This window comes from Ornithinicoccus sp. (assembly GCF_057176825.1).
Map to the genome: position 1 here is coordinate 2,378,987 of NZ_CM169976.1, position 23,114 is coordinate 2,402,100.

Sequence of the window (23,114 nt, forward strand, 5' to 3'; positions counted from 1 at the left end):
GACCCTCAACGCAATACAACCGGACGTACCCGCAACTGTGGGACACAAGTGGGCACAAACCCTTGACTCGACGCTACGGCCCTGCTAGCCCCGGTCTTTCATGAGTTCGGGCTGGTGAGGGTCTCGGGGGCGTGATCGTCGTTTCTGTCCGGCTCCGGTGTGGGGGCATGGCGTAGCGCCGGCTGGCGCTGCCGGGCTGCGGTTCTCCGGTTGGTGATGTCGTGGGTGGACGGGTGGTCAGGCTGATTGTGGGATCGCGGCGATGTTGGCGAAGACTGCCACGATCGCGGGCGCCCAGGGCCAGGTGGACGGGATTCGCAGGCGCCGGCGACGTCCGCCGTGGGTGAGTCGGGCGGGCACGTGCAGGAGCCGGTAGCGCAGCGCTTTGGGCTCGCAGGAGGCCAGGACGGCGGCATCGCCGGTGAGGGCGAGCAGTCGGGTCCAGGCGATGAGGTCGGCGGCGATGCCGGTCAGTAGCAGCCAGGTGGAGTTGATCGCGAACTCACGAGAGGGGAAGCGTCCCAGGCCGGAGTCCTTGGCGTGCCGGATGCGGTCCTCGACCCTGGCGTGGGCCCGGTGCCGGGCCTCCAGGAAGGCCAACTGTCCGACACCGGTGTTGGTGACGAAGGCCTGGTAGCGCCACCCGTCGGCCTCCTCGAACAGCGACAGCTGCGCGCCGGGGTGGGGCCGTTCACGCCGCACGATGACCCGCATCCCATCCGGCCATCTGGCCAGCAACCCTGCCGGGAGTAGGTCGGTCAGCTCGGCCACATCACCCCCGGCGCGGAGACCACCGTCGGCGTCCAGCGCCGGCGTCCAGATGTCCTCGGGGACCAGGGCGATGGCCCTGCGCAGCGGGTCGGTGATCGCGAACCCGACCGAGTACTCCACGGTGGCGGCCGCGGACCTGGCCGGTGGTGGTGAGCCAGTCCAGCAGGTCGTGGGAGGCACCCGCGCTGTCGGAACGGACCAGCAAGTGTTTGCGCTGGGCGGCTGGTACCTGCGCGATCGCCTCGGTCAATACCTGGATGTGGTCGGCGGCGGTATTCGACCCGGCCCGGCCGGTACGCAGCATCCCGGCCAGGAACTCACCGGTGTTGTCGCACCAGACCCCGATCGGGTGGAACCCGAAGTTGCGCTTGTAGGTCGGGGACGCCTGTTCCTTCTCACTGTGCGCGACCACGATCGTGGCGTCCACGTCCAGCACCACTACCTGTCCCAGGTTCCGCCCGGCGACCTTGGAGGCCGGCAGTCCGCCGGGGATGTGGGACCAGACGTGGCGACGCACCCGTGCCCGTGCGGTCACGATCTTCTTGGTCTGACCGGCCGTGACCTCGTCCAGGGCCCGCCACACCGTCGGCGCTGAGGCGACCGGTCCGAGCACCTCGCTCTGGTGGCGCAGGACGTCGATGTCGGCGATCGCCTCCCCGCCATCGGCAAGCATCACCGCGACGTCGACCAACACCTGCCCACGGTCGTGGACCGGGACGAACGAGGCTCGTGCCATCGCCGTCGAGAGCTGCCCGGTCAAGGCCGGTGCGTTCGGCCAGCAGCCGCAACCCGACACTGCCGGCATGGGCGACCACGCCGACACCATCAGCGCTGACGGACAGACCAGAGGACCACGAAGTACGCTTCACCTACCGAGTGCTTTCTGCTGGGCAACCTGGGACCTTAGACCAGTCCAAGTTTCCCCTGATCAGGAAGCACTTCGGTGCTTCTACACGCCGCTCACACCCTCGCGTCGTGAAAGACCCGGGCTAAGTGCTTGGTACGCGGGGGCCCCGGGGTTCGGTTGAACCCAGCGTCGTATCTTCCCGTGAATCGGTTAGAAAAATGGTTGGCGTTGAGCCAGGAGTTGGGCTGTTCCAGAATTCGGGTGCGTCAACTGCCTTTGGCTTGGGGGGCAGGCGTGTGCGTTGTGGTAGCAGGAGACGACGGCGAGGGAGGAAGGCCAAATCTTGGGTGTGCCGCAGGCTTCAGCTTGGGCGAGGCTATCGACAAGGCGCTAAGCGAATTCGTCAGTGTCCGGCGAGGGATTGTTGAAGTAGTCCGGGCATCTAGTGACTGGACTTCGAAGACGGCATTCAGTAGGGTGCGGGATGTAGAGGATCACGGGCTTATCCACTATGTGAGCCCGGAGTTGTGGCCTCTGTGGGAGATGTGGTTACAGAATGACACATTTGTTGACAGCGATGCTGCTTCGAATAGATGTTTTCCTGGAGGCTTTTTCGCAGGAAGTGCCTTGGACGGACTTATAAAAGATGCGGCCAGCACTGGTAGGCAAATTTTGCGTGTTGACCTCACAACTAGCACGCATGTCGCGGCCGGACTTTCGTGCGTAAAGATATTGGTCCCGGGCGCGATAGTCCCGTCTTTTGGCTACCGTCATAGGCGGACCCGAGACTTTAAGCCGAGGTGTCTCAAGTCGATGCCTTCGGGGTTGAGATGGAAGTTCGAAGAGGAGTGGGCTAGGCGTGCTGGCGCGCCGCATCCTGTTGCCTAGAGAAGGATGGGGATATTGGAAGCGGGGGTGATGGCCACCAGCCGCGTGGGGTTCTTTGGTGGGGAGGCGGTGTAAGTGAGGAATCCGAGGGGCCGTCGTTGTGGGCGCGTCGCCGCTCTGAACTAATGTAGGCCCTATGTATGCAGTGTCCACACGCAATCGCCTCCCGATTCTGGAACTTTTTGCCGCAGCGTTCCGCGACCGGTTCGATTTCTCAGGCGGAAAGTGTACGGATGCGGCTTTGGTTGATTGAATGCCTGCCACTGAGTGGGCGCTCGATTGCCTGCTTAGTGCTTTCGGTCGGGGTGGATGCCTGGAGTCTTCAGTGATGACGCGCAGGATCCTCGGATGCTCGTATCGACCCATTGACCATCACGAGCATGTCGACGCCATTCGGCGCCGGTGGCAGCGAGTGGTCGAAGTCTTGGTCTGGGCGCGCATGCGTTGGTATTCTCTCGGCTGGCCCTCGCTGTCGGCTCTTGAAAGGCTGCGTGCCAGTATCGATTCAGGCATGGTCGTTCAACTTTGGCGAGTTGTACCTGCGCGGCTGCTGTTCTCCGAGATTGGTTGTTGGATGGAGGTTGACGTGGTTCGTGGTTGAGGGTATGTTGATGTATATGACCGCTACTCAACAGAGAGGAATGGCCATGAAGTCAAGAAGTAGGATTTTGGCGTCGTTCGCCGGTGCCATGATGGTGGCTGGGTTATTGTCGCCGGCAGTTGCTTCTGGTGCGACGACGACGGTGCACCAGGGTGCTGTTAGTGCAGATGAGCCTAAGTCAGAGAATAGCCAGGTCGAGGTGAGCGAAAATCTATTCGCGCCCCTGAGTTGTGCGAGCCTGTCGCCCGCACCATGGATGGGACACGGCTGGACGTACATCACGAACTGCAACAACTTCACCAAGACTTTGTTCACTAGCGTCGGTCCGCCGCAGGCCGTTCCGGGACTGACTTCGGTCTACTTTGACCCGTCGGTGAAATGGGCCCACTGGTAGGAGTGGACTCGATGAGTTAGACGGTCGCGGTGCTGGTGCTGCTGAAAGGGGGGATGGCGGCCCCAGCACTACGACTGTTCAGCGTGGCGGGGATGGCGGGCCCAGCACTACGACTGTTCAGCGTGGCGGATTTTGCTCGCCGCTTGCGGGTTTGATTCGTTGAACGCGGCGCGTCAACATACGTGATGTGACCCTGCAGATCAGCCCGAGCATCCTGTCCGCCGACTTCGCGAACCTGGAGTCCGAACTGCACCGCATCAGCGGGGCGGACTGGGCCCACGTGGACGTGATGGACGGTCACTTCGTGCCCAACCTGACCCTGGGGCTGCCGGTCGTGGAGGCGCTGGCGCGGGTCAGCCCCGTGCCGCTGGACGCCCACCTGATGATCGAGGACCCCGACCGCTGGGCGCCGCAGTACGCCGGCGCCGGTGCCGACTCGGTCACGTTCCACATCGAGGCCGCGGCGGACCCGGTGGCCACCGCACGCGCGATCCGGGCCGAGGGAGCCCGGGCGGCGTTCGCGGTGAAGCCGGGCACCCCCTTCGAGCCGTATGCGGACCTGCTGCCGGAGGTGGACATGGTGCTGGTGATGACGGTGGAGCCGGGGTTCGGCGGCCAGTCGTTCATGGCCGACCAGATGCCCAAGGTCCGCCAGGTCCGCGAGGCGGTGAGGCGGCACGGGGGCCAGATCTGGATCCAGGTCGACGGGGGCGTGTCGCCCGACACCATCGGCCAGTGCGTCGAGGCGGGGGCGGACGTGTTCGTCGCCGGTTCGGCGGTCTACGGGGCCGAGGACGCTGGCGGCGCGATCGACCGGTTGCGGGAGCTCGCGGCCGCGCACGCCCACTGAGCTGCCGCACCATGGACACCTGGAACGACCTGTTCTACGCCCAGCTCACGATCGCCGGGCACGACATCGCCTGGCGCGAGGTGGTCGGCAACCTCTTCGGGTTCGCCTCCGCGCTCGGGGGGATGCGGCGCCGGATCTGGGCGTGGCCCGTGGGCATCGTGGGCAACGTCCTGCTGTTCACCGTGTTCATGGGCGTGTGGTTCGCCAACCCGCAGGAGCACAGCCTCTTCGGCCAGGCGGCCCGCCAGGTGTTCTTCGTGATTACCAGCGCCTACGGCTGGTGGCAGTGGCAGCGCTCGCGCCGCACCCGCGAGGCTGGCGCCCCGGCGATCACCCCGCGGTGGGCGAGCGGCGCCGAACGCGTCAGCTACCTGCTGGCCTGGGCCGGCGGTGTCGTCCTCGCCCAGTGGATCTTCGCCACGGTGGGAGCCGGCTGGCCCGCGCCACGCTGGTACTACTGGACCGACGCCTGGATCTTCGTCGGGTCGATCATCGCCACCTTCGCCATGGCCCGCGGGTGGACCGACTTCTGGTTGTGCTGGATCGCCGTCGACCTCGTGGGCGTCCCCCTGCTGTGGCACAGCGGCTACTTCCCCTCGGCCATCCTGTATGCCGTGTATGGCGCCTTCGTGCTCGCCGGCTTCCTGGTCTGGCGGCGCGCAGCCCTGGTCGAGGCGCCGTCCGGGGCCGGTCCGAACCTTGCGGAGTCCGCCGCGACAGGCCCCGGTGGCAGGCCCAAGGGGACGACGTAGCCTGGGAGGGTGAGCGCCCGCCCCACTCCGCCGTCGTCGTCCGCAACGGCCGGGCGGGACCCCTACGCCCCGTTCCGCCCGCGCCGCGGCCGCTACGTCGCGCTCGGCTGTGCCCTCGCGTTCGTCCTGGCCTTCGGCTATCTCGCCGTCGTGATCCCGTCGGAGGGGACCTTCGGCTGGGGGGTCTGGGACCGGGTGTTCCTGGTGGTGTTCGCCGTCGCCGTGGCGGCCTTCCTCTACCGGTACGCCGCGCTCCGGGCCGTGCCGACACCGGACGGGCTGCGGGTGGTCAACCTGGCGCACACCCACGAACTGGAGTGGGCCCAGGTCGCCTCGGTCGGCTTCTCGGGGGGTATGCCGTGGGTGGTGCTGGAGCTGACCGACACCGAGGAGGTCGCCGTCATGGCGATCCAGCGGGCCGACGGGGCCTACGGCCGGGCCGAGGCCGGTCGGCTCAGCGCGCTGGTGCAGCACCACACCGGCGGCGTCGGATAACGCGCCCGGGTCACGACGTGTCGAGCACCAGGTCGGCGACGACCCGGGCGGGGTGCCGGGCGTAGACCGCCTCCTCCTGCTCTGCCCACTCGGCCCAGTGCGGGGCGAAGGTGGCGCCGTCCCGGGCCAGCGCCCGGCTCCTCCTGGTGGCAGCGGGTGCCTCGAGCCAGACCCGCAGGGTGTAGCGGTCCACGCAGTCCAGGGCGAGCGCACCGACCCCCTCGATCACCACCAGGTCGGCAGGGGCGACGGTCACCAGCTCCGCCGACCGGGCCCGGACCCAGTCATAGCGGCGGTAACTGCCGGGGTGACCGTCCGCCAGGGGCAGGACCAGGCCTGCGCAGACCCGGGGGAGCGCCTCCGCCAGCCCCTGCCACCCCGGATACAGGTCGTCCAGGTGGACGACCGTCGCAGGCAGCCGGGCGGCCAGGGCGACCGCGAGGTCGCTCTTGCCTGCCCCGCTGCGCCCGTCGATCCCGACGAGCCGGACCCCGCCCGGCCCCGGGGCGGTGCGGACCAACTGGTCCACCACCCGGTCGACGAGCGGACCCGGATCGGTCACGAGCGGTCCAGGTGCTCCCGGTAGGCGCTCACGGTCGCGGCGTCACCGTCCACGGCCACGTCGGCGACGTCCGTCCTGCCGGACACGTGCAGGGCCAGCTCGACGGGGGAGCCGGTGAGGACGACGCTGCCCAGCCCGGTGTCGCGCGACGGCGGGCCGTGGACGGCGGCCCGGCCGTGCCCGGGTGCCACGAGGATGATGCCGACGGGGCTGCCCCGGGTGAACAGGCGGGCGGCGCGCCGGACCTGGGCCCACACCGCGCGGGCGGTGCGCTCCTCGACCGGGGCGGCCTGCCAGCCCGGCTGGGCGCGGCGGATGTCCTCGTGGTGGATGACGAACTCCAGCAGGTCGGCCACCTCGGCGACAGGGGTCAGCCGGGTCGGCCACCAGGGCGGCGGCCCGGACGCGACCCGGTCGACCAGGTCCTGGAACGGCAGCGAGGTCGCCATGTCCGCCCTGACCCGGTCGCCACGCGCCGCGGTCGGCGGCAGGGCCGAGAGCAGTGCGGCGTCGGGGCGGGACTCCCGCACGACCAGGTGGGCGAGCAGGCCGCTCACCGTCCACGGCGGGCAGAGCGTGGGGGCATCGGGGCCGACCTCCAGGGCGGTCTGGCACAGGGCGCGGCGATGGTCGCGGGCGAGGGTCATGTGAACCATCCAAACACCGCGTGCGAAGATGCAAGACGCACCCCCGACACTTCCCGCGGCCCGGGGTGGGCCCGGGACCCCGCCTTGGCCTGCTTCCCTGCACCGAGAGGACCACCGCGACGTGACTTCCGCACCGGGCGCCCGCCCGCTCCGGCCCCCCGTACCGACCCCCGCGGTGCTGCGCCGCGGGCTCCGGGTGATCTGGTTGGGGATGAAGGAGCAGAAGGGCTGGTTCTCGATCGCGGTCGTGGGCGCGGTCCTGTGGGCGGCCGCCACGGTGGCCACCGCCTGGGGCATCGGCTACGTCACGGACCGGGTGGTGACGCCGGCGGTCGCCGACGGCCGGGTGAGCGCGGGTGGTCTGTGGACGATCTTCCTGGTGCTCTCGGGCATCCTGGTCGTCAACGTGACCGGCGTGATCCTGCGCAGGGTCTTCGCGACAGTCGCCGGGTTCAACCTGCAGGCCTCCTACCGGCGCCGGGTCACCCGGCAGTACCTGCGGCTGCCGCTGAGCTGGCACCACTCGCACCCGTCCGGGCAGTTGCTGTCCAACGCGCACAGCGACATCGAGGCGACCTGGCAGGTGTTCAACCCGTTGCCGATGGCGATCGGCGTCATCGTGATGCTGGTCATCGCCGGGGGGCAGATGATCGTCATCGACCCGTTCCTGGCCCTCATCGGCTTCCTCGTCTTCCCGGGGCTATTCGCCGCCAACCTGGTCTTCCAGCGGGTCATGTCGCCGAAGATCACCCAGGCCCAGCAGTTGCGCGCCGAGGTGGCCGAGGTGGCCCACGAGTCCTTCGAGGCGGGGCTGGTCGTCAAGGCGATGGGCCGGGAGCAGGAGGAGGCCGAGCGGTTCCGCCGGGTCACCCACGACCTGCGCGACAGCCTGATCGAGGTCGGACGCACCCGCGGCACGTTCGAGCCGGTCATCGAGGCGATTCCGACCGTCGGGACGCTGGCCGTCCTCGCGGTCGGGACCGCCCAGGTGGCCGGGGGCCACCTGGGGGCCGCCGAGGTGGTCCAGATCGCCTACCTCTTCTCGATCCTGGCCTTCCCCGTGCGGGCCCTGGGCTGGGTGCTCGCCGAACTGCCCCGCACCGTGGTCGGGTTCAGCCGGGTCGACGCGGTCCTGAAATCCCGCGGGTCGATGGACTTCGGCGCGGGGGAACTGGCACGCGACGGGGCCGCCCACTCCCGGGCGGACGCGGTGGACTACGCCTACGAGGACCGGGTCGAGCACAGCGTCCTGGGCAGCGAGGAGGCGGCGGCGGAAGCGGCCGGCGGACACGACCCGTATGCCGGGACCTCCGGGGTGACCGAGCGCACCCCGGCCATCCGGGGCGTCACGCTGGACATCCCCGCGGGAAGCACCACCGCCCTCGTCGGTCCGACCGGCTCCGGCAAGTCGACGCTGACCAACCTCGTGCTGCGGCTGATCGACCCCGACTCGGGACGGGTCTCCCTGGACGGGGTGGACCTGCGCACGGTCCGGCACGGGGAGGTGCCGGCTGTGGCCACGCTGGTCGCGCAGCAGACCTTCATGTTCGACGACACCGTCCGGGACAACGTCGTGCTGGGCGTCGGTGAGGCTGGGGGCTCGGACGACGAGGCCCCGGACGACGAGGAGGTGTGGGCGGCCCTGCGGATCGCCCAGGCTGACCAGTTCGTCAGCGCACTGGGGGATGGCCTGGACACCGTGGTCGGCGAACGGGGCGGCACCCTGTCGGGCGGGCAACGGCAGCGCATCGCGCTGGCCCGGGCCGTCATCCGCAATCCGCGGCTGCTCGTGCTGGACGACGCGACGAGTGCCGTCGACCCCGCGGTCGAGCAGGACATCCTCGCCGGGCTGCGCGGGGCCAAGGACGGCATGACCGTGCTGGTCGTGGCCTACCGGATGGCCACCATCATGCTGGCCGACCACATCGTCTACCTGGAGCGTGGGCGAGTGCGTGACCAGGGCAGCCACGAGGAGCTGTTGGCCCGGTGCCAGGGGTATGCCGATCTCGTCACCGCCTACGCCCGTGAGGCCGCACAACGGGCCGCCGTCGCGGCCAAGGAGGAGCAGCAGTGAGCGCCGCAGCACGGGACGGGCAGGTCGGCGACACCCGGATCGAGAGCACCTCTGACCTGGGGACGATCGCCACGCTGCGGCGAGGACTGGAGCTGTCGCCCGAGCTGCGCAAGGGGCTGCTGGTCACCGCCCTGCTGGCCCTGGTGACCACCGTGGGCCGGGTCGTCATCCCCTTCGTGGTCCAGCAGGTCACCGACCACGGCATCCTCGCCGAGGGCGGCCCCGACGTGCAGTTCGTGCTCATCGCGGTGCTGGCCGCGGCGGGGGTCGTGGCCGTCACGAGCTTCTGCCAGTTCCTGGTGAACTACCGCCTGTTCAAGGCGGCGGAGTCCGGCCTCGCCACGCTGCGGATGCACGCATTCCGCCACATCCACAACCTGTCGGTACTCACGCAGAGCACCGAGCGCCGGGGTTCCCTGGTGTCCCGGGTGACCAGCGACGTCGACACGATCTCGATGTTCGTCCAGTTCGGCGGGCTGATGCTGCTGATCTCCACCGCGCAGATCCTGCTGGCGACCATCCTGATGCTGGTCTACAGCCCGATCCTGGCAGGAGTGGTCTACGCCTGCTTCCTGCCACTGGCGCTGCTCATCAGGTGGTTCCAGCCGATGCTCGGCCGGGCCTACGGCACGGTCCGGGCCAGAGTCGGGGAGATGCTCGGCGCCATCTCGGAGTCCATCGTCGGGGCGGTCACGATCCGCGCCTACGGTGTCGAGGGACGCACCGCCCAGCGGATCGACCGGGCGATCGAGGCGCACCGCGCGTCGGCCATCACCGCGCAGATCCGGTCCGTCACCGCGTTCGTCTCCGGCCAGGCCTTCGCCGGCCTGACCCTGGCGATCGTGCTGGTGGTGGGCACCGTGCTGGCGGTCGACGGGCGGGTGACGCTGGGAGAGCTGTTGGCGTTCCTGTTCCTGGTCAACCTGTTCACCCAGCCGGTGCTGATGGCCACCGAGATCCTCAACGAGCTGCAGAACGCCGTCGCCGGGTGGCGCCGCGTCATCGGCGTCATCGACACCCCCGCGGACGTGTCCGACCCCGAGGACGGGGTCGTCCTGGACCGCGGCCCGATCACGGTGGACTTCGAGGACGTCGCCTACGCCTACCCGGGTGGCGACCTCGTCCTGCAGGACGTCTCGCTGGCCTTCGCGCCGCGGAGCAGGGTGGCGATCGTGGGGGAGACCGGCTCGGGCAAGACCACGATCGCCAAGCTGCTCACCCGGTTGATGGACCCCACCCGCGGGAGGGTCCTCGTCGACGGGGTGGACCTGCGGGACGTGGCGTTCCGGTCGCTGCGCCGCCGGGTCGTCATGGTGCCGCAGGAGGGGTTCCTGTTCGACCAGCCGCTGGTCGACAACATCCGCTTCGGGCGGCCCGAGGCCAGCGACGACGACGTCCAGCTGGCCCTGACCGAGCTCGGGCTGGATGCCTGGCTGGACACCCTGCCGCAGGGGTTGCAGACCCAGGTCGGGCAGCGCGGGGAGTCGCTGTCGGCCGGCGAGCGCCAACTCGTGGCCATCGCGCGCGCCTACCTGGCCGACCCGGACCTGCTCGTCCTGGACGAGGCCACCAGCGCCGTGGACCCCTCCACCGAGGTCAGGATCCAGCGTGCCCTCGAGGGCCTGACGCGGGGTCGCACGTCGGTGGCCATCGCCCACCGGCTCTCGACCGCGGAGGCCGCCGACACGGTGGTCGTCGTCGACCGCGGGCGCATCGTCGAGGTCGGGCCGCACCGCGAGCTGGTGGGGGCGGGCGGGGTCTACACCCGGATGCACGCGTCCTGGGCGGCGCAGCAGCAGAATGGGTGACATGCGATCGGTCGCCCGCTCCCGGCTCTGGGTGGTCGCCGCCCTGTTAGGTGCGGTCGTCCTGCTGGTCGGGTCTGCCCGCCCGTGGCTGCACGCCCGCACCGAGGACGCCGTGGTCGGTGCGGCCAGCATCACCCTGACCGGCAGCGACCTCAGCCCCGCCGTCCCGGCAGCGGCACTCCTGGCTGGGGCCGCCTTGCTGGTGGGTCTGGTCGGCTCGCCCGTCGTGCGTCGCCTGGGCGGGGCCTGCCTGGTCCTGGCGAGCCTGGTCGCGGGGGTGCCCGTCGTGGGAGCCCTGCGGGACCCGGCGGGCGCCGCGGCCCCCGCGCTGCAGGACCGGACCGCCATCACCGGGGGCGGGGAGGCAGCACGGCAGGTCCAGGCCGACCCGACCTGGGTGGTCTCCCTGGCCCTGGTGGCCGTCCTGGCCCTGCTCGCGGCAGGCGTGCTGCGCCTGCTCCCCCAGGGTGGCGGGACCCGTCCCGGCGCGGCCGGTGGCAACGGCAGGGACGAGCCGGAGGGCCACCGCGAGGCACGACCAGCCGGGGAGGCGGGCGCGGGCTACGGCTCCGACACCTGGGAGCGGCTCTCGGCCGGTGAGGACCCGACACAGGACGAGCCCGGGGACGACGACACGGGACGTGACCTGGCATGATGGAGGCGCCCGCACGCACCACGAAGGAGCCCCCACCCATGAGCGAGCCCGGACACGGCCACTCCACCGCCGCCTGGACCGGCGTGGTCCTCCTGATCGTGGCCAGCACCGTGGCAGGGCTGGGCGTGATGCTCGCCCTGCCGTGGATGATGTGGACCGGTGCGGTCCTCGTGGTGGTCGGCGCCCTGGCCTGGTACGGCATGCACGCCGCCGGCTACGGCGAGGAGTGGGAGAGCAGCAAGCACTGACCCGCTGGGCGGCCTCCCAGCCGGCCCGTCTAGTCTGACGCGGTGACCACCGTGCTCGACCAGATCATCGCGGGGGTGCTGGAGGATCTCACCCAGCGTCAGGAGCAGCTCGCGCTGCCCGTGCTCCGGGAGCAGGCCCTGGCCGCACCCCCGGCCCTGGACGTCCTGGCCGCGCTCACCCCCGGGCCCACGATGCGCCTCATCGCGGAGGTGAAGCGGCGCAGCCCCTCCAAGGGCGACCTGGCCCCCATCGCCGACCCTGCGGCGCTGGCCCGCTCCTACCAGGATGGGGGCGCTGCCGTGATCAGCGTGCTCACCGAGCGCCGCCGCTTCCAGGGATCGCTGCAGGACCTGGCCGCCGTCCGGGCGGCAGTGGACGTCCCGGTGCTGCGCAAGGACTTCATCGTGGAGGACTACCAGGTCTGGGAGGCCCGGGCCCACGGGGCCGACCTCGTGCTGCTGATCGTGGCGGCGCTGAGCCAAGCCCGGTTGACCGCGTTGCTGGAACTCACCGAGCAGCTCGGCATGCAGGCCCTGGTCGAGGTGCACGACGAGCAGGAGGCCGAGCGGGCGGCCGCGGCGGGTGCGCGGATCATCGGGATCAACACCCGCGACCTGCGCACCCTCGAGGTGGACCGGGACACCTTCGCCCGGGTGGCCCCCAGCGTGCCGGCCGACATCGTGCTGGTCGCCGAGTCGGGCGTGCGCGGCGCCGCGGACGTCGCGACGTATGCCGCAGCTGGCGCCGCCGTGGTCCTCGTGGGGGAGGCCCTAGTCACCGGCGGCGATCCGGTGCGCGGGGCGCGTGAGATGGTGCAGGTCCCGACCAGGGAAGGAGCCCGACCGTGACCGAGCAGGTGGCCGGACGGTTCGGCCAGCACGGGGGACGCTACGTCCCCGAGGCGCTGGTGGCCGCGCTGGAGGAGCTGGATGCCGCACGGCTGGCGGCCATGCGTGACCCGGAGTTCCGGCGTGAGCTGGCCCGGCTGCACCGGGAGTACACCGGCCGTCCGAGCCCGCTGACCGAGGCTCCCCGGTTCGCCGAGCACGCGGGTGGCGCGCGGATCTTCCTGAAGCGCGAGGACCTGAACCACACCGGCTCGCACAAGATCAACAACGTGCTCGGCCAGGCGCTCCTGACCCGTGCCATGGGCAAGACCCGGGTGATCGCCGAGACGGGGGCGGGCCAGCACGGGGTCGCGACCGCCACCGCCGCGGCCCTGATGGGGCTGGATTGCACCGTCTACATGGGCAAGAAGGACACCGAGCGCCAGGCCCTCAACGTCGCCCGGATGCGGCTGCTCGGGGCCGAGGTCGTCGCGGTGCCGACCGGGAGCGCCACGCTCAAGGACGCGATCAACGAGGCGATGCGGGATTGGGTCACCCACGTGGAGACCACCCACTACCTGCTGGGCACCGTCACGGGACCGCACCCGTTCCCGACCCTGGTGCGGGACCTCCACGCGATCATCGGCGAGGAGACCTACGAGCAGGTCATGGCGCGGGTCGGGCGACTGCCCGACATCGTCTGCGCCTGCGTCGGCGGCGGGTCCAACGCGATGGGCCTCTTCCACCGGTTCGTCGGCGAGCCCTCGGTCCGGCTGGTCGGCTTCGAGGCGGGCGGTGAGGGCATCGAGTCCGGCCGGCACGCCGCCCGGTTCAGCACCGGCACGCCGGGCGTCCTGCACGGCGCCGCTACCTACCTGCTGCAGGACGAGGACGGTCAGACCCTGGAGTCCCACTCGGTGTCGGCCGGGCTGGACTACCCCTCCGTGGGCCCCGAGCACTCCTTCCTGCGCGACTCGGGCCGGGCCGAATACCAGCCGGTGACCGACCAGGAGGCGATGGACGCCTTCCAGTTGCTGTGTCGGACCGAAGGCATCCTCCCCGCACTGGAGAGCGCCCACGCCCTGGCGGGCGCGCTCCGGCTCGGCAGGGAGTCCGCCCCGGGCACGGTCATCGTGATCAACCTGTCGGGCCGCGGCGACAAGGACGTGGACACGGCCGCGACATGGTTCGGACTGGTCGACGAGGAGGGCAACGCCCGATGAGCGCACTGGACCAGGTCTTCGCCACCTGCCGCGCGGAGAACCGGGCCGCGCTGGTGGCCTACCTCCCGGCAGGGTATCCAGACATCGCGGGCTCGATCCGCGCCGTCCGGGCGGTCGTCGACGCCGGCGCCGACATCGTCGAGGTCGGCGTCCCCTACACCGACCCGCTCATGGACGGGCCGGTCATCCAGAACGCCGCGGAGCGCGCCCTGGCCGGCGGCTTCCGGTTCGCCCAGCTGCTGGGCTGCGTGCGTGCCGTGGCCCAGGCGGGCGCCGTGCCGGTGGTGATGAGCTACTGGAACCCGGTGCTCCGGTACGGCGTCGAGCGGTTCGCCGCCGACCTCGCCGAGGCCGGCGGCGCCGGCCTGATCACCCCGGACCTCATCCCGGACGAGGCGGGGCAGTGGCGGGCGGCCGCGGAGGCACACGGGGTCGACCCCATCTTCCTGGTCGCCCCGAGCTCCACCGACGTCCGGCTGGAGATGACGGTCCGGGCCTGCCGCGGGTTCGTCTACGTCGCCTCCACCATGGGGGTGACGGGTGTGCGCGGTAGCGTGGCCGACAGTGCGACCACCCTGGTCGAGCGCACCCGCCGGGTGACCGATCTGCCGCTGTGTGTCGGGTTAGGCGTGTCCACCGGTGAGCAGGCCGCGCAGGTCGCCGGCTACGCCGACGGTGTCATCGTCGGATCGGCGCTGGTCAAGGCGCTCGGTGACGACCCGAGTGGGGCAACCCTCCACGCTCTCACCCGGGAGCTCGCCGCCGGGGTCCGGCGCCGATGACGCGGGACCGGGCACTCGGCCTCGTCGGCCTGGTGGCCCGGTTGGCCCTCGGGGGAGTGCTGCTGGCAGCCGGGTGGCTGAAGATCCGGGACCTCACCGGCTCGATCCAGTCGGTCGTTGCCTACCAGCTGTTTCCCTACGAGGTCTCCCGCATGATCGGGACGATGCTCCCCGTGGTCGAGATCGCCCTTGGGCTGCTGCTGGTCCTCGGCCTCTTCACCCGGGTCAGCGCACTCCTCGGCGGGCTGCTCATGGTCGCCTTCATCGCGGGGATCGCCTCGGCCTGGGCACGGGGCCTGAGCATCGACTGCGGGTGCTTCGGCACCGGGGGTCCGGTCGAGCCCGGCCAGGAGCAGTACCTCCCCGAGATCCTGCGCGACCTCGGCCTGGTGGCGGCCGCCGCCTGGTTGGTGGTGCGACCGGGCACTCCGTTCGCCCTCGACACGTTGCTCCCGCAGAGCCCGCAAACCCGTCAGCCGCAGACCGGAAGGACCACCTGATGCCCCGCCGTCCCGCCCCCCAGGCACCCGCTCCGCCCACCGGCCCCCCACGTGCCCTGATCGGGGGCGTGGTGGTGGTCGTGGTCGCGATCGTAGCGGTCGTGGTGTACCTGTTCACCCGGGGCGGCGGCGGAGTCGGCGAGGACGCGGGCTCGGCCGGGGGATTCGGACGGGCCGACCACGGCTCCGTCAACGCGCTCAGCGAGGGCAGGGGCGTGGTGACCGCCGAGGGGGAGGGCGCGCCCCAGGTCCACGTCTACGTCGACTTCCAGTGCCCGTGGTGCGGCCTGCTGGAGACCACCTCAGGCGAGGCCATCGCGCAGTCGGCTGGGGACGGGGACATCGGCCTGGTGACCACCGTGATGTCCTTCCTGGACGGCCAGCTGGGCAATGACTCCTCCACCCGGGCGGCCAACGCCGCCCTGTGCGCCGACGACGCCGGCGCCTTCACGGCATACCAGAGGGAGGTGTTCCTCGGGCAGCCCACCGAGGAGGGCAGCGGGTTCACCGACGAGCAGCTGCTGCAGTTCGCCGAGGACGCCGGGATCAGCGGGGACGACCTGGACACGTTCACGTCCTGCACGACCCCCGACGGGGACGGCGCGCTCACCTACCAGGACTACATCGCCGACATGCAGGAGCGGGCCAACCGGGACAACATCACCGGCTCGCCCCGGGTCCTCATCGACGGCGAGGAGATCTCCACCGAGGAGATGAACCTGCTGATGAATGACCCGAACGCCTGGGACTCCGTGATCGAGGCCCACCAGTGAGTCCGGTGAGCGCGGCCGTGGTGCTGCCCACGGCGCTGCCCAGCCCCGAGACCGGGGTGTGGTGGCTGGGGCCGGTGCCCGTCCGCGCCTACGCCCTGTGCATCCTGCTGGGCATCATCGCCGCGATCTGGATCACCAGCCGCAGGATGCGGGCCCGCGGCGGCACGGGGGAGGAGATCTACGACGTCGCCCTGTGGGCGATCATCTTCGGGATCCTCGGGGGCCGGATCTACCACGTCATCAGCAGCCCCCGTGCCTACTTCGGGGAGAACGGCAACATCGCCGACGTCGTGAAGATCTGGGAGGGCGGGCTCGGCATCTGGGGGGCGATCGCCCTGGGGGCCGTCGGCGCCTGGATCGGCAGCCGCCGGCACGGCCACAACTTCCTGGACCTCGCCGACGCGATGGCGCCCGGGTTGCTCGTGGCCCAGGCCCTGGGCCGGTGGGGCAACTGGTTCAACAACGAACTCTACGGCGGGCCGTCGGACGCGCCGTGGGCGCTGACCATCCACCGCTGGGACCAGGGTGCCGGCGAGGCGGTGCGGGACGCGGACGGCAACGCGGTCGTGCTGGGGACGTTCCAGCCGACCTTCCTCTACGAGTCGTTGTGGTGCCTCCTGGTGGCGGCCGTGCTGGTGCTGCTGGACCGCCGGGTGCGGTTCGGTCGGGGCCAGGTGTTCGCGCTCTACGTCATGGGATACACCCTGGGCCGACTGTTCTTCGAGTTGATGCGCACCGACCCTGCCGAGATCGTGTTCGGCCAGCGGGTGAACGTGTGGGTGTCCATCGGCGTCTTCCTGCTGGGGCTCGTGCTCTACCTGGCCATGGGGCGGCGCCGGGACTACCCGGTGCGAGGCGGCGACCACGGTGCGGGCCAGGACGGCGCAGCCAGCGCCACCGTGCCGGAGGGGGACGGCGCAGCCTCCGATCGGGCATAGGGTGGTCCCATGCGTCGAGCCAAGATCGTCTGCACCCTCGGTCCCGCCACTGACAGCTACGAGCAGGTGCTCGCGCTCGTCGGGGCGGGCATGGATGTCGCCCGATTGAACATGTCCCACGGTTCCCACGAGGACCACGACGAGCGGTACCGCCTGGTCCGCCAGGCCGGTGACGAGGCGCAGCACGCCGTCGCGGTGCTGGCCGACCTCCAGGGGCCCAAGATCCGCACCGCGCGGTTCGCCTCCGGGGCGGTTGAGCTCGCTCCCGGTGACCGGTTTGTTATCACCACCCGGGACGTCCCGGGGGACCGCCACGAGGTGGGCACGACCTACTCGGGTCTCCCCGCTGACGTGAAGGCGGGGCACGACCTGCTCATCGACGATGGCAAGATCCACCTCACGGTGGACGAGGTCACCGAGACGGACGTCGTGTGCACCGTCATCATCGGGGGCACCGTCTCGGACAACAAGGGCATCAACCTGCCCGGCACCGCGGTGAGCGTCCCGGCGCTGAGCGAGAAGGACGCCGAAGACCTGCGGTGGGCGTTGCGGACCCGGGTGGACCTCATCGCCCTCTCTTTCGTGCGCTCCGGGGCCGACGTCGAGGACGTGCACCGGATCATGGAGGAGGAGGGGGTGCGGCTGCCGGTCATCGCCAAGATCGAGAAGCCGCAGGCCGTGGACAACCTCGAGGAGATCGTCGACGCCTTCGACGGCATCATGGTGGCCCGCGGCGACCTGGGAGTCGAGCTGCCCCTGGAGGCGGTGCCGCTAGTCCAGAAGCACGCCGTGGAGATCGCCCGTCGCAACGCCAAACCGGTGATCGTCGCGACCCAGGTGCTCGAGTCGATGATCAGCAACCCGCGCCCGACCCGGGCCGAGGCCAGCGACTGCGCCAACGCGGTGCTGGACGGGGCAGACGCGATCATGCTCTCCGGCGAGACCAGCGTCGGGGACTGGCCGATCAAGGCCGTCGAGGTGATGGCGCACATCATCGAGAACGTCGAGGAGCACGGCCTGGACCGGATCCAGCCGCTGGGCACCAACCCGCACACGACCGGGGGCGCGGTCACCAAGGCGGCCGCCGAGATCGCGGAGTTCCTCGAGGTCACCTACATGGTCACCTTCACCCAGACGGGCGACTCCGCGCGGCGGATGTCCCGGCTGCGCTCGCGCATCCCGATGCTCGCGTTCACGCCGGAGCCGGCCACGCGGTCCCAGTTGGCGGTGTCGTGGGGCATCGAGACGTTCCTCACCCCCCTCGTCGAGCACACCGACGAGATGGTCACCCAGGTGGACGAGGCGCTGCTGCGGGAGCGCCGCTGCAGCGAGGGTGAACTCGTGGTGATCGTCGCCGGGTCCCCGCCAGGCACCCCCGGTGGCACGAACGCACTGCGCCTGCACCGGGTCGGCGACGCCGTCTCCGGGGTCGCACCGGCCTACCGCCCCGCCACCTGACCCGGCCCCGGGCCGGTCAGAGCCGGCCCGGCACACGCGACGCCGCCCGTCACGGGGCGGGCGGCGCATACGTGCCGGGAGCGGGACTTGAACCCGCACGCCCTTTCGGGCAGAGCATTTTGAGTGCTCCGTGTCTGCCATTCCACCACCCCGGCTGGGGGACCGGCACAGCATACCGGCTGCTACCCCGGCCGAACGATCCCCCGACCCGGTCGGGCCCAGGGTTCCCGCAGCCGGTGTGATGTTTCGCACCCGGCACAGGGGGCCCTCCCCGCGGCGTGCGTGATTGGTCAGGCCCCGGCACGGGCTAGGCTTGCCCGCGTGACGGAGAAGCCAGCAGCAGCAGAGCCCGCCGAGCCCCTGGAGCCGGCGCAGGCACCGGACGAGCTCGAGTCGCCCGAGCCCGAGGAGGGCCCCTCCGGCGGCCTGCGCATCGTGGTCGCCGAGGATGAGGCCCTGATCCGGCTCGACCTGGCAGAGATGCTTGAGGAGGCCGGCCACGAGGTCGTGGGGCAGGCGGCCAACGGTGAGCAGGCGGTGGAGTTCGCCCGGGAGCTGGCGCCGGACATCGTCGTGATGGACATCAAGATGCCGGTGATGGACGGGCTGACCGCTGCCGAGGTGCTGGGCAAGGAGGGTCTGGCCCCCGTGGTCATGCTCACGGCATTCAGCGACCGCACCCTGGTCGAGCGTGCCAGGGAGGCCGGGGTGATGGCCTACGTCGTGAAGCCGTTCACCGCCAGCGACATCCTCCCGGCAATCGACATCGCCCGGCCCCGGTGGGTGGAGTTCCAGGCGCTGCAGGCCGAGGTCGCCGACCTCACCGAGCGCTTCGAGACCCGCAAGAAGCTGGACCGCGCCAAGGGTCTGCTGATGTCCAGCTCCAAGCTCACCGAGGCCGAGGCCTTCCGCCTGATCCAGAAGGCGGCGATGGATCGGCGTCAGTCGATGCGCGAGGTCGCCGAGGCCATCATCGAGTCGCTGGACAAGGGCAAGAAGAAGTAGCACCCGCGGGTCGGTGGCGCCGGTCAGGTGAGGCTGCTGACGGCCCACACCAGGACCGGGGCGACTGCCAGCGCCGGGAGCAGGTCGCCGACCGGGATGTCCTTCATCCGGAGCAGTCGGAGGCCCACGCCCACCAGCAGCAGCCCGCCGACTGCGGTGAGGGCGTAGATGTGGGCGTCGGGGAACACCGACCCCAGCAACACCCCCACCAGGGTGAGCGACCCCTGCACGACGGCGACCGACACCGCGGAGAAGAGCACGCCGACGCCGAAGGTCGAGGCGAACGCCATCGCCGCGAAGCAGTCCAGCACCGACTTCAGGACCAGTTGGTCCACGCCCCGGCCGAGGCCGTCGTTGAGCGAGCCCAGGATGGTCAGGGGGCCGACGCAGAACAGCAACGACGTGGTCAGCCATCCCTCGATGAAGCGTTCCCGCGGGGTCAGCTCACCGGCCCCCAGCTCGGCCTGCGCCGTGCGGGGTGCCCGCCGGGCGACATACCGCTGGATCACCCCGGCCAACCCCTCCAGCCGGTCCTCGATCCGCAGCAGCGACCCGACGATGCCGCCGATCAGCAGGCTGCCGAGCACGATCAGGACCGGGACCCCCGAGCCAACCGCGGCCTCCAGCGACGGCTCGGTCACGGACAGGGCAGACAGGGCGGCGACCAGGAGCGTCACCAGACCCAGACAGTCGGTGACGAGCCGGCGGACCCGTTCGGGCAGCCGCTGCCCGAAGGCCATCCCGGCCAGGGCCCCGGCGATGACCAGGGCCACGTTCACCAGCGTGCCGATGCCGGGGAAGGGTGCGTCCACAGGCGCAGGGTATGCCGTGAGGCGGCCCCGAGGGGACCCGGGGCGTCAGGCGGGCGGGCGGTCGCGCAACTGGCAGGTGAGACGGGCGGTGCAGACGCGCTGGTCCTCCTCGTCGGTGATCACCACCTCGTAGCAGGCCACCGACCGGCCCAGCGCCAGAGGTGTGGCGACCGCGCGCACCGTCCCCGACCGGACGGCGCGGTGGTGGGTGGCGTTAAGGTCGACGCCCACGGCGATCCGGTCCGTCCCGGCGTGGAGTGCCGAGGCGACCGAGCCGACGGTCTCGGCCAGGACTGCGCTGGCACCGCCGTGCAGCAGTCCGTAGGGCTGGGTGTTGCCCTCCACCGGCATGCGCGCCACCGTGCGCGCGGCGCTGGCTTCGAGCAACTCGATGCCCATGCGTTCGACGAGGGCGCCGGAGGGAAAGGCAGCGAGCTGGTCGGCGGTGAGTACCGGTGCGGGTCTGTCGGTCATGGGCCCTAGGGTGGCATGCGTGAGTCGACTGCTGCTGCTTGATGGACACTCCCTCGCCTACCGCGCCTTCTTCGCGCTGCCGGTGGAGAACTTCTCGACCTCGACCGGGCAGAGCACCAACGCCGTGTTCGGCTTCACCTCCATGCTGATCAACGTGCTGCGCGACGAGGCGCCAACCCACGTGGGGGTTGCGTTTGACGTGTCCCGGCAGACCTTCCGCACCGAGCAGTACCCGGAATACAAGGCCGGTCGCGCCACCACCCCCTCGGAGTTCCGCGGTCAGGTGGACCTGATCAAGGAGGTGCTGGACGCGCTGCGGATTTCCCACGTGGAGCTGGACGGGTGGGAGGCCGACGACATCATCGCCACGCTCACGACGCAGGCGCGGGCCGAGGGGATGGAGGTGCTGATCTGCTCGGGCGACCGCGACACCCTGCAACTGGTCGACACCACCACGACGGTCCTCTACCCCCGCCGGGGCGTCTCCGACCTGGTCCGGATGACTCCGGAGGCGGTGCAGGAGAAGTACGGGGTCCCGCCGGCGCGCTACTCCGATCTCGCCGCGATGGTGGGGGAGAGCTCGGACAACCTGCCGGGGGTCCCCGGAGTCGGGCCCAAGACGGCGGCGAAGTGGATCACCGCGCACGGTGACCTGGCCGGCGTCGTGGACCACGCCGATGCCCTCACCGGCAAGGCCGGCCAGTCCTTCCGGGACCACGTCGCCCAGGTGCTGCGCAACCGGCAGCTCAACCAGCTCGTCGCGGATGTGGAGCTGGGAAGCACGCCGCAGGACCTGGAGCGGCGCACCTGGGACCGGGAGGAGGTGCACCGGCTCTTCGACGGGTTGGAGTTCCGCGTGCTGCGCGACCGCCTGTTCGAGACCCTGGACTCCGTCGAGGACGAGGCGGAGGAGGGCATCGAGGTCGAGGGTGCCCAACTGTCCCCCGACCAGGTGGCGGACTGGTTGGCCACGCACGGCGGGACGGGGGAGCGGGTGGGGCTGCACGTCCTGGGGTCCTGGGCACGGGGGACCGGGGACGTCACCGGGCTCGGTCTGGCGGCGGACGACACGGCCGCGTATGTCGAGCTGTCCGGCCTGGACGAGACGGCCGAGTCCGCGCTGGCCGGGTGGCTCGGCGACCCCGAGCGCCCGAAGGTGCTGCACGACCTCAAGGGGCCCGGTCAGGCGCTGGCCGCGCGCGGCCTGCCGCTACGTGGGGTGGTCAGCGACACCGCGCTCGCCGCCTACCTGGTCCGGCCCGACCAGCGGTCCTACGACCTGGCCGACCTGGTGCTGCGCTACCTGCACCGCGAGCTGCGGCTCGACACCCAGGAGGAGGACCAGGGCACCCTCGACCTGTCCTTCGGCGACGACGCGGACGAGGCGGCGCGCACGGCGACCGCCCGCTCGGCGATGGTGCACGCCCGCGCGGTCCTGGAGCTGGCCGCCGCCCTTGACGAGGAGGTGGCCGACGTGCAGGGCACCTCCCTCCTCGCGGACATCGAGCTGCCGCTGGCGAGCGTGCTGGCCCAGATGGAGCGGGTCGGGATCGCCGTGGACGTCCCCGGACTGGAACGCCTTGAGGCGGACTTCGCCGGGCGGATGCAGCAGGCGCAGCAGGACGCCTACGACGCTATCGAGGACGAGACCGTCAACCTGGGCTCGCCCAAGCAGTTGCAGTCCGTCCTGTTCGACCGGCTCGGGCTGCCCAAGACCCGCCGCACCAAGACCGGCTACACCACGGACGCCGAGGCACTGGCGGGGCTGTACGCCCAGACCGAGCATCCGTTCCTGGAGGCGCTGCTCCGGCACCGCGACAACACCAGGCTGCGGGTGACCGTGGAGGGACTGCTGAAGTCGGTGGCCGACGACGGTCGGATCCACACGACATACCAGCAGACGATCGCCGCCACCGGGCGACTGTCCTCCACCGAGCCCAACCTGCAGAACATCCCGATCCGCACCGAGGAGGGGCGCCGGATCCGGGAGGCGTTCGTGGTCGGCCCGGGCTACGACGAGTTGATGTCGGCCGACTACTCCCAGATCGAGATGCGGATCATGGCGCACCTGTCGGGGGACACCGCCCTGATCGAGGCGTTCCGCAGTGGCGAGGACCTGCACCGGTTCGTGGGGTCCCGGGTCTTCTCGGTGGAGCCCGAGGACGTCACCGCCGAGATGCGCTCCAAGGTCAAGGCGATGAGCTACGGCCTGGCCTACGGGCTCTCCGCGTTCGGGCTCTCCAAGCAGCTGACCATCTCCACCGACGAGGCGAAGGGGCTGATGGAGGAGTACTTCGCCCGGTTCGGCGGGGTGCGGGACTACCTGCGCGACGTCGTGGCCGAGGCCCGGTCCACCGGTTTCACCGAGACCATGCTGGGCCGGCGGCGCTACCTGCCGGACCTGAACTCCGACAACCGGCAGCGCCGCGAGATGGCCGAGCGGATGGCGCTCAACGCCCCGATCCAGGGGTCGGCGGCCGACATCATCAAGGTGGCCATGCTCCGGGTCGACCGGGCCCTCACCGAGGCGGGACTGCAGTCCCGGGTGCTGCTGCAGGTGCACGACGAGCTGGTGCTCGAGGTCGTGACCGCGGAGAAGGCACAGGTGGAGGCCATCGTCAGGGAGGAGATGGGGGCCGCGGTCGCCATGGACGTGCCCCTGGATGTCAGCGTCGGGTGGGGGCGCAGCTGGCACGACGCTGCCCACTGACCGGTCCCAGGTCACGATT

General features: G+C 70.7%; 21 protein-coding genes, 1 tRNA gene and 1 pseudogene. 17 read left to right on the forward strand and 6 right to left on the reverse strand.

Annotation, left to right across the window (positions count from 1 at the left end; translation table 11 throughout):
• Nucleotides 1-237: 237 nt before the first annotated feature.
• Nucleotides 238-1,640: pseudogene (locus tag AC1QRC_RS11845) on the reverse strand (IS1380 family transposase).
• A 179-nt stretch (nt 1,641-1,819) separates the two neighbouring features.
• Here AC1QRC_RS11845 and AC1QRC_RS11850 point away from each other — a divergent pair.
• The 4 genes from AC1QRC_RS11850 (at nt 1,820) to AC1QRC_RS11865 (ending at nt 5,598) form a co-directional block, all read left to right on the forward strand.
• Complete coding sequence (locus AC1QRC_RS11850) at nt 1,820-2,506, forward strand: YcaO-like family protein (RefSeq protein WP_484203503.1); 687 nt, start codon at nt 1,820-1,822, stop codon at nt 2,504-2,506.
• 1,188 nt (nt 2,507-3,694) lie between these two features.
• Nucleotides 3,695-4,351, forward strand: a complete 657-nt coding sequence (gene rpe / locus AC1QRC_RS11855; RefSeq protein WP_484206630.1) for a ribulose-phosphate 3-epimerase — start codon at nt 3,695-3,697, stop codon at nt 4,349-4,351.
• Between the two features lie 11 nt (nt 4,352-4,362).
• Nucleotides 4,363-5,103 carry a nicotinamide mononucleotide transporter family protein gene (locus AC1QRC_RS11860; protein WP_484203504.1) on the forward strand — a complete coding sequence of 247 codons (741 nt, stop codon included), beginning with the start codon at nt 4,363-4,365 and terminating at the stop codon, nt 5,101-5,103.
• Between the two features lie 9 nt (nt 5,104-5,112).
• Complete coding sequence (locus AC1QRC_RS11865; RefSeq protein ID WP_484203505.1) at nt 5,113-5,598, forward strand: PH domain-containing protein; 486 nt, start codon at nt 5,113-5,115, stop codon at nt 5,596-5,598.
• A 10-nt stretch (nt 5,599-5,608) separates the two neighbouring features.
• On the opposite strand, the gene AC1QRC_RS11870 is transcribed toward AC1QRC_RS11865, so the two are convergent.
• Both AC1QRC_RS11870 and AC1QRC_RS11875 read right to left on the reverse strand, forming a co-directional pair.
• Nucleotides 5,609-6,160 (reverse strand): nucleoside/nucleotide kinase family protein, encoded by a 552-nt coding sequence (locus tag AC1QRC_RS11870; protein ID WP_484203506.1) that lies wholly within the window; start codon nt 6,158-6,160, stop codon nt 5,609-5,611.
• On the reverse strand, nt 6,157-6,816 hold the full coding sequence (locus AC1QRC_RS11875; RefSeq protein ID WP_484203507.1) for a TIGR03085 family metal-binding protein: 660 nt from the start codon (nt 6,814-6,816) through the stop codon (nt 6,157-6,159). Before AC1QRC_RS11875 ends, AC1QRC_RS11870 begins: the two co-directional genes overlap by 4 nt.
• 112 nt (nt 6,817-6,928) lie before the next feature.
• Between AC1QRC_RS11875 and AC1QRC_RS11880 the strand changes: the two genes are divergently transcribed.
• Genes AC1QRC_RS11880 through pyk form a run of 11 tightly spaced genes read left to right on the forward strand, consistent with a single transcriptional unit; the run spans nt 6,929 to nt 18,094 of the window.
• Nucleotides 6,929-8,881: an ABC transporter ATP-binding protein gene (locus AC1QRC_RS11880; RefSeq protein WP_484203508.1), complete on the forward strand. Its 1,953-nt coding sequence runs from the start codon at nt 6,929-6,931 to the stop codon at nt 8,879-8,881.
• Nucleotides 8,878-10,689 (forward strand): ABC transporter ATP-binding protein, encoded by a 1,812-nt coding sequence (locus AC1QRC_RS11885; RefSeq protein WP_484203509.1) that lies wholly within the window; start codon nt 8,878-8,880, stop codon nt 10,687-10,689. The genes AC1QRC_RS11880 and AC1QRC_RS11885 overlap by 4 nt, the downstream gene beginning before the upstream one ends.
• A 1-nt stretch (nt 10,690) precedes the next feature.
• Nucleotides 10,691-11,344 carry a Trp biosynthesis-associated membrane protein gene (locus AC1QRC_RS11890; RefSeq protein WP_484203510.1) on the forward strand — a complete coding sequence of 218 codons (654 nt, stop codon included), beginning with the start codon at nt 10,691-10,693 and terminating at the stop codon, nt 11,342-11,344.
• A 38-nt stretch (nt 11,345-11,382) separates the two neighbouring features.
• Nucleotides 11,383-11,592 (forward strand): HGxxPAAW family protein, encoded by a 210-nt coding sequence (locus AC1QRC_RS11895; RefSeq protein WP_484203511.1) that lies wholly within the window; start codon nt 11,383-11,385, stop codon nt 11,590-11,592.
• Between the two features lie 42 nt (nt 11,593-11,634).
• Nucleotides 11,635-12,441, forward strand: coding sequence for an indole-3-glycerol phosphate synthase TrpC (trpC, locus tag AC1QRC_RS11900; protein WP_484203512.1), 807 nt, complete (start codon nt 11,635-11,637; stop codon nt 12,439-12,441).
• The gene (gene trpB / locus AC1QRC_RS11905; protein ID WP_484203513.1) at nt 12,438-13,643 is read left to right on the forward strand and encodes a tryptophan synthase subunit beta; all 1,206 of its coding nucleotides are present in this window, start codon (nt 12,438-12,440) and stop codon (nt 13,641-13,643) included. Before trpC ends, trpB begins: the two co-directional genes overlap by 4 nt.
• Nucleotides 13,640-14,425, forward strand: a complete 786-nt coding sequence (gene trpA / locus AC1QRC_RS11910) for a tryptophan synthase subunit alpha (RefSeq protein ID WP_484203514.1) — start codon at nt 13,640-13,642, stop codon at nt 14,423-14,425. The genes trpB and trpA overlap by 4 nt, the downstream gene beginning before the upstream one ends.
• On the forward strand, nt 14,422-14,925 hold the full coding sequence (locus tag AC1QRC_RS11915) for a MauE/DoxX family redox-associated membrane protein (protein ID WP_484203515.1): 504 nt from the start codon (nt 14,422-14,424) through the stop codon (nt 14,923-14,925). Before trpA ends, AC1QRC_RS11915 begins: the two co-directional genes overlap by 4 nt.
• Nucleotides 14,925-15,698: a DsbA family protein gene (locus AC1QRC_RS11920; RefSeq protein ID WP_484203516.1), complete on the forward strand. Its 774-nt coding sequence runs from the start codon at nt 14,925-14,927 to the stop codon at nt 15,696-15,698. The genes AC1QRC_RS11915 and AC1QRC_RS11920 overlap by 1 nt, the downstream gene beginning before the upstream one ends.
• The gene (gene lgt, locus AC1QRC_RS11925; RefSeq protein WP_484203517.1) at nt 15,695-16,636 is read left to right on the forward strand and encodes a prolipoprotein diacylglyceryl transferase; all 942 of its coding nucleotides are present in this window, start codon (nt 15,695-15,697) and stop codon (nt 16,634-16,636) included. Before AC1QRC_RS11920 ends, lgt begins: the two co-directional genes overlap by 4 nt.
• Nucleotides 16,637-16,645: 9 nt before the next feature.
• Entirely contained in the window at nt 16,646-18,094 is a 1,449-nt protein-coding gene (gene pyk, locus AC1QRC_RS11930; RefSeq protein ID WP_484203518.1) for a pyruvate kinase, read from the forward strand.
• Nucleotides 18,095-18,166: 72 nt separating this feature from the next.
• Here the strand turns inward: pyk and AC1QRC_RS11935 are convergent.
• A tRNA-Leu gene (locus AC1QRC_RS11935) sits at nt 18,167-18,249 on the reverse strand.
• Nucleotides 18,250-18,415: 166 nt separating this feature from the next.
• Between AC1QRC_RS11935 and AC1QRC_RS11940 the strand changes: the two genes are divergently transcribed.
• Entirely contained in the window at nt 18,416-19,099 is a 684-nt protein-coding gene (locus tag AC1QRC_RS11940; RefSeq protein ID WP_484203519.1) for an ANTAR domain-containing response regulator, read from the forward strand.
• A 23-nt stretch (nt 19,100-19,122) separates the two neighbouring features.
• Here AC1QRC_RS11940 and AC1QRC_RS11945 read toward each other — a convergent pair whose 3' ends face one another.
• A complete protein-coding gene (locus AC1QRC_RS11945; protein ID WP_484203520.1) occupies nt 19,123-19,911 on the reverse strand; it encodes a DUF554 domain-containing protein in 789 nt (262 codons plus the stop codon).
• A 45-nt stretch (nt 19,912-19,956) separates the two neighbouring features.
• Nucleotides 19,957-20,385, reverse strand: a complete 429-nt coding sequence (locus tag AC1QRC_RS11950; RefSeq protein WP_484203521.1) for a hotdog fold thioesterase — start codon at nt 20,383-20,385, stop codon at nt 19,957-19,959.
• Between the two features lie 19 nt (nt 20,386-20,404).
• Here AC1QRC_RS11950 and polA point away from each other — a divergent pair, with 19 nt between their 5' ends.
• Nucleotides 20,405-23,095, forward strand: a complete 2,691-nt coding sequence (gene polA, locus AC1QRC_RS11955) for a DNA polymerase I (protein ID WP_484203522.1) — start codon at nt 20,405-20,407, stop codon at nt 23,093-23,095.
• The last annotated feature ends 19 nt before the right edge of the window (nt 23,096-23,114 follow it).

What these genes read in the sequence shown, in the direction of transcription:
- AC1QRC_RS11860 (WP_484203504.1), top strand. Translation starts at nt 4,363, where the DNA reads ATGGACACCTGGAACGACCTGTTCTACGCCCAGCTCACGATCGCCGGG.
- AC1QRC_RS11875 (WP_484203507.1), bottom strand. Translation starts at nt 6,816, where the DNA reads ATGGTTCACATGACCCTCGCCCGCGACCATCGCCGCGCCCTGTGCCAG.
- AC1QRC_RS11890 (WP_484203510.1), top strand. Translation starts at nt 10,691, where the DNA reads ATGCGATCGGTCGCCCGCTCCCGGCTCTGGGTGGTCGCCGCCCTGTTA.
- AC1QRC_RS11895 (WP_484203511.1), top strand. Translation starts at nt 11,383, where the DNA reads ATGAGCGAGCCCGGACACGGCCACTCCACCGCCGCCTGGACCGGCGTG.
- trpA (WP_484203514.1), top strand. Translation starts at nt 13,640, where the DNA reads ATGAGCGCACTGGACCAGGTCTTCGCCACCTGCCGCGCGGAGAACCGG.
- AC1QRC_RS11915 (WP_484203515.1), top strand. Translation starts at nt 14,422, where the DNA reads ATGACGCGGGACCGGGCACTCGGCCTCGTCGGCCTGGTGGCCCGGTTG.
- AC1QRC_RS11920 (WP_484203516.1), top strand. Translation starts at nt 14,925, where the DNA reads ATGCCCCGCCGTCCCGCCCCCCAGGCACCCGCTCCGCCCACCGGCCCC.
- pyk (WP_484203518.1), top strand. Translation starts at nt 16,646, where the DNA reads ATGCGTCGAGCCAAGATCGTCTGCACCCTCGGTCCCGCCACTGACAGC.
- AC1QRC_RS11950 (WP_484203521.1), bottom strand. Translation starts at nt 20,385, where the DNA reads ATGACCGACAGACCCGCACCGGTACTCACCGCCGACCAGCTCGCTGCC.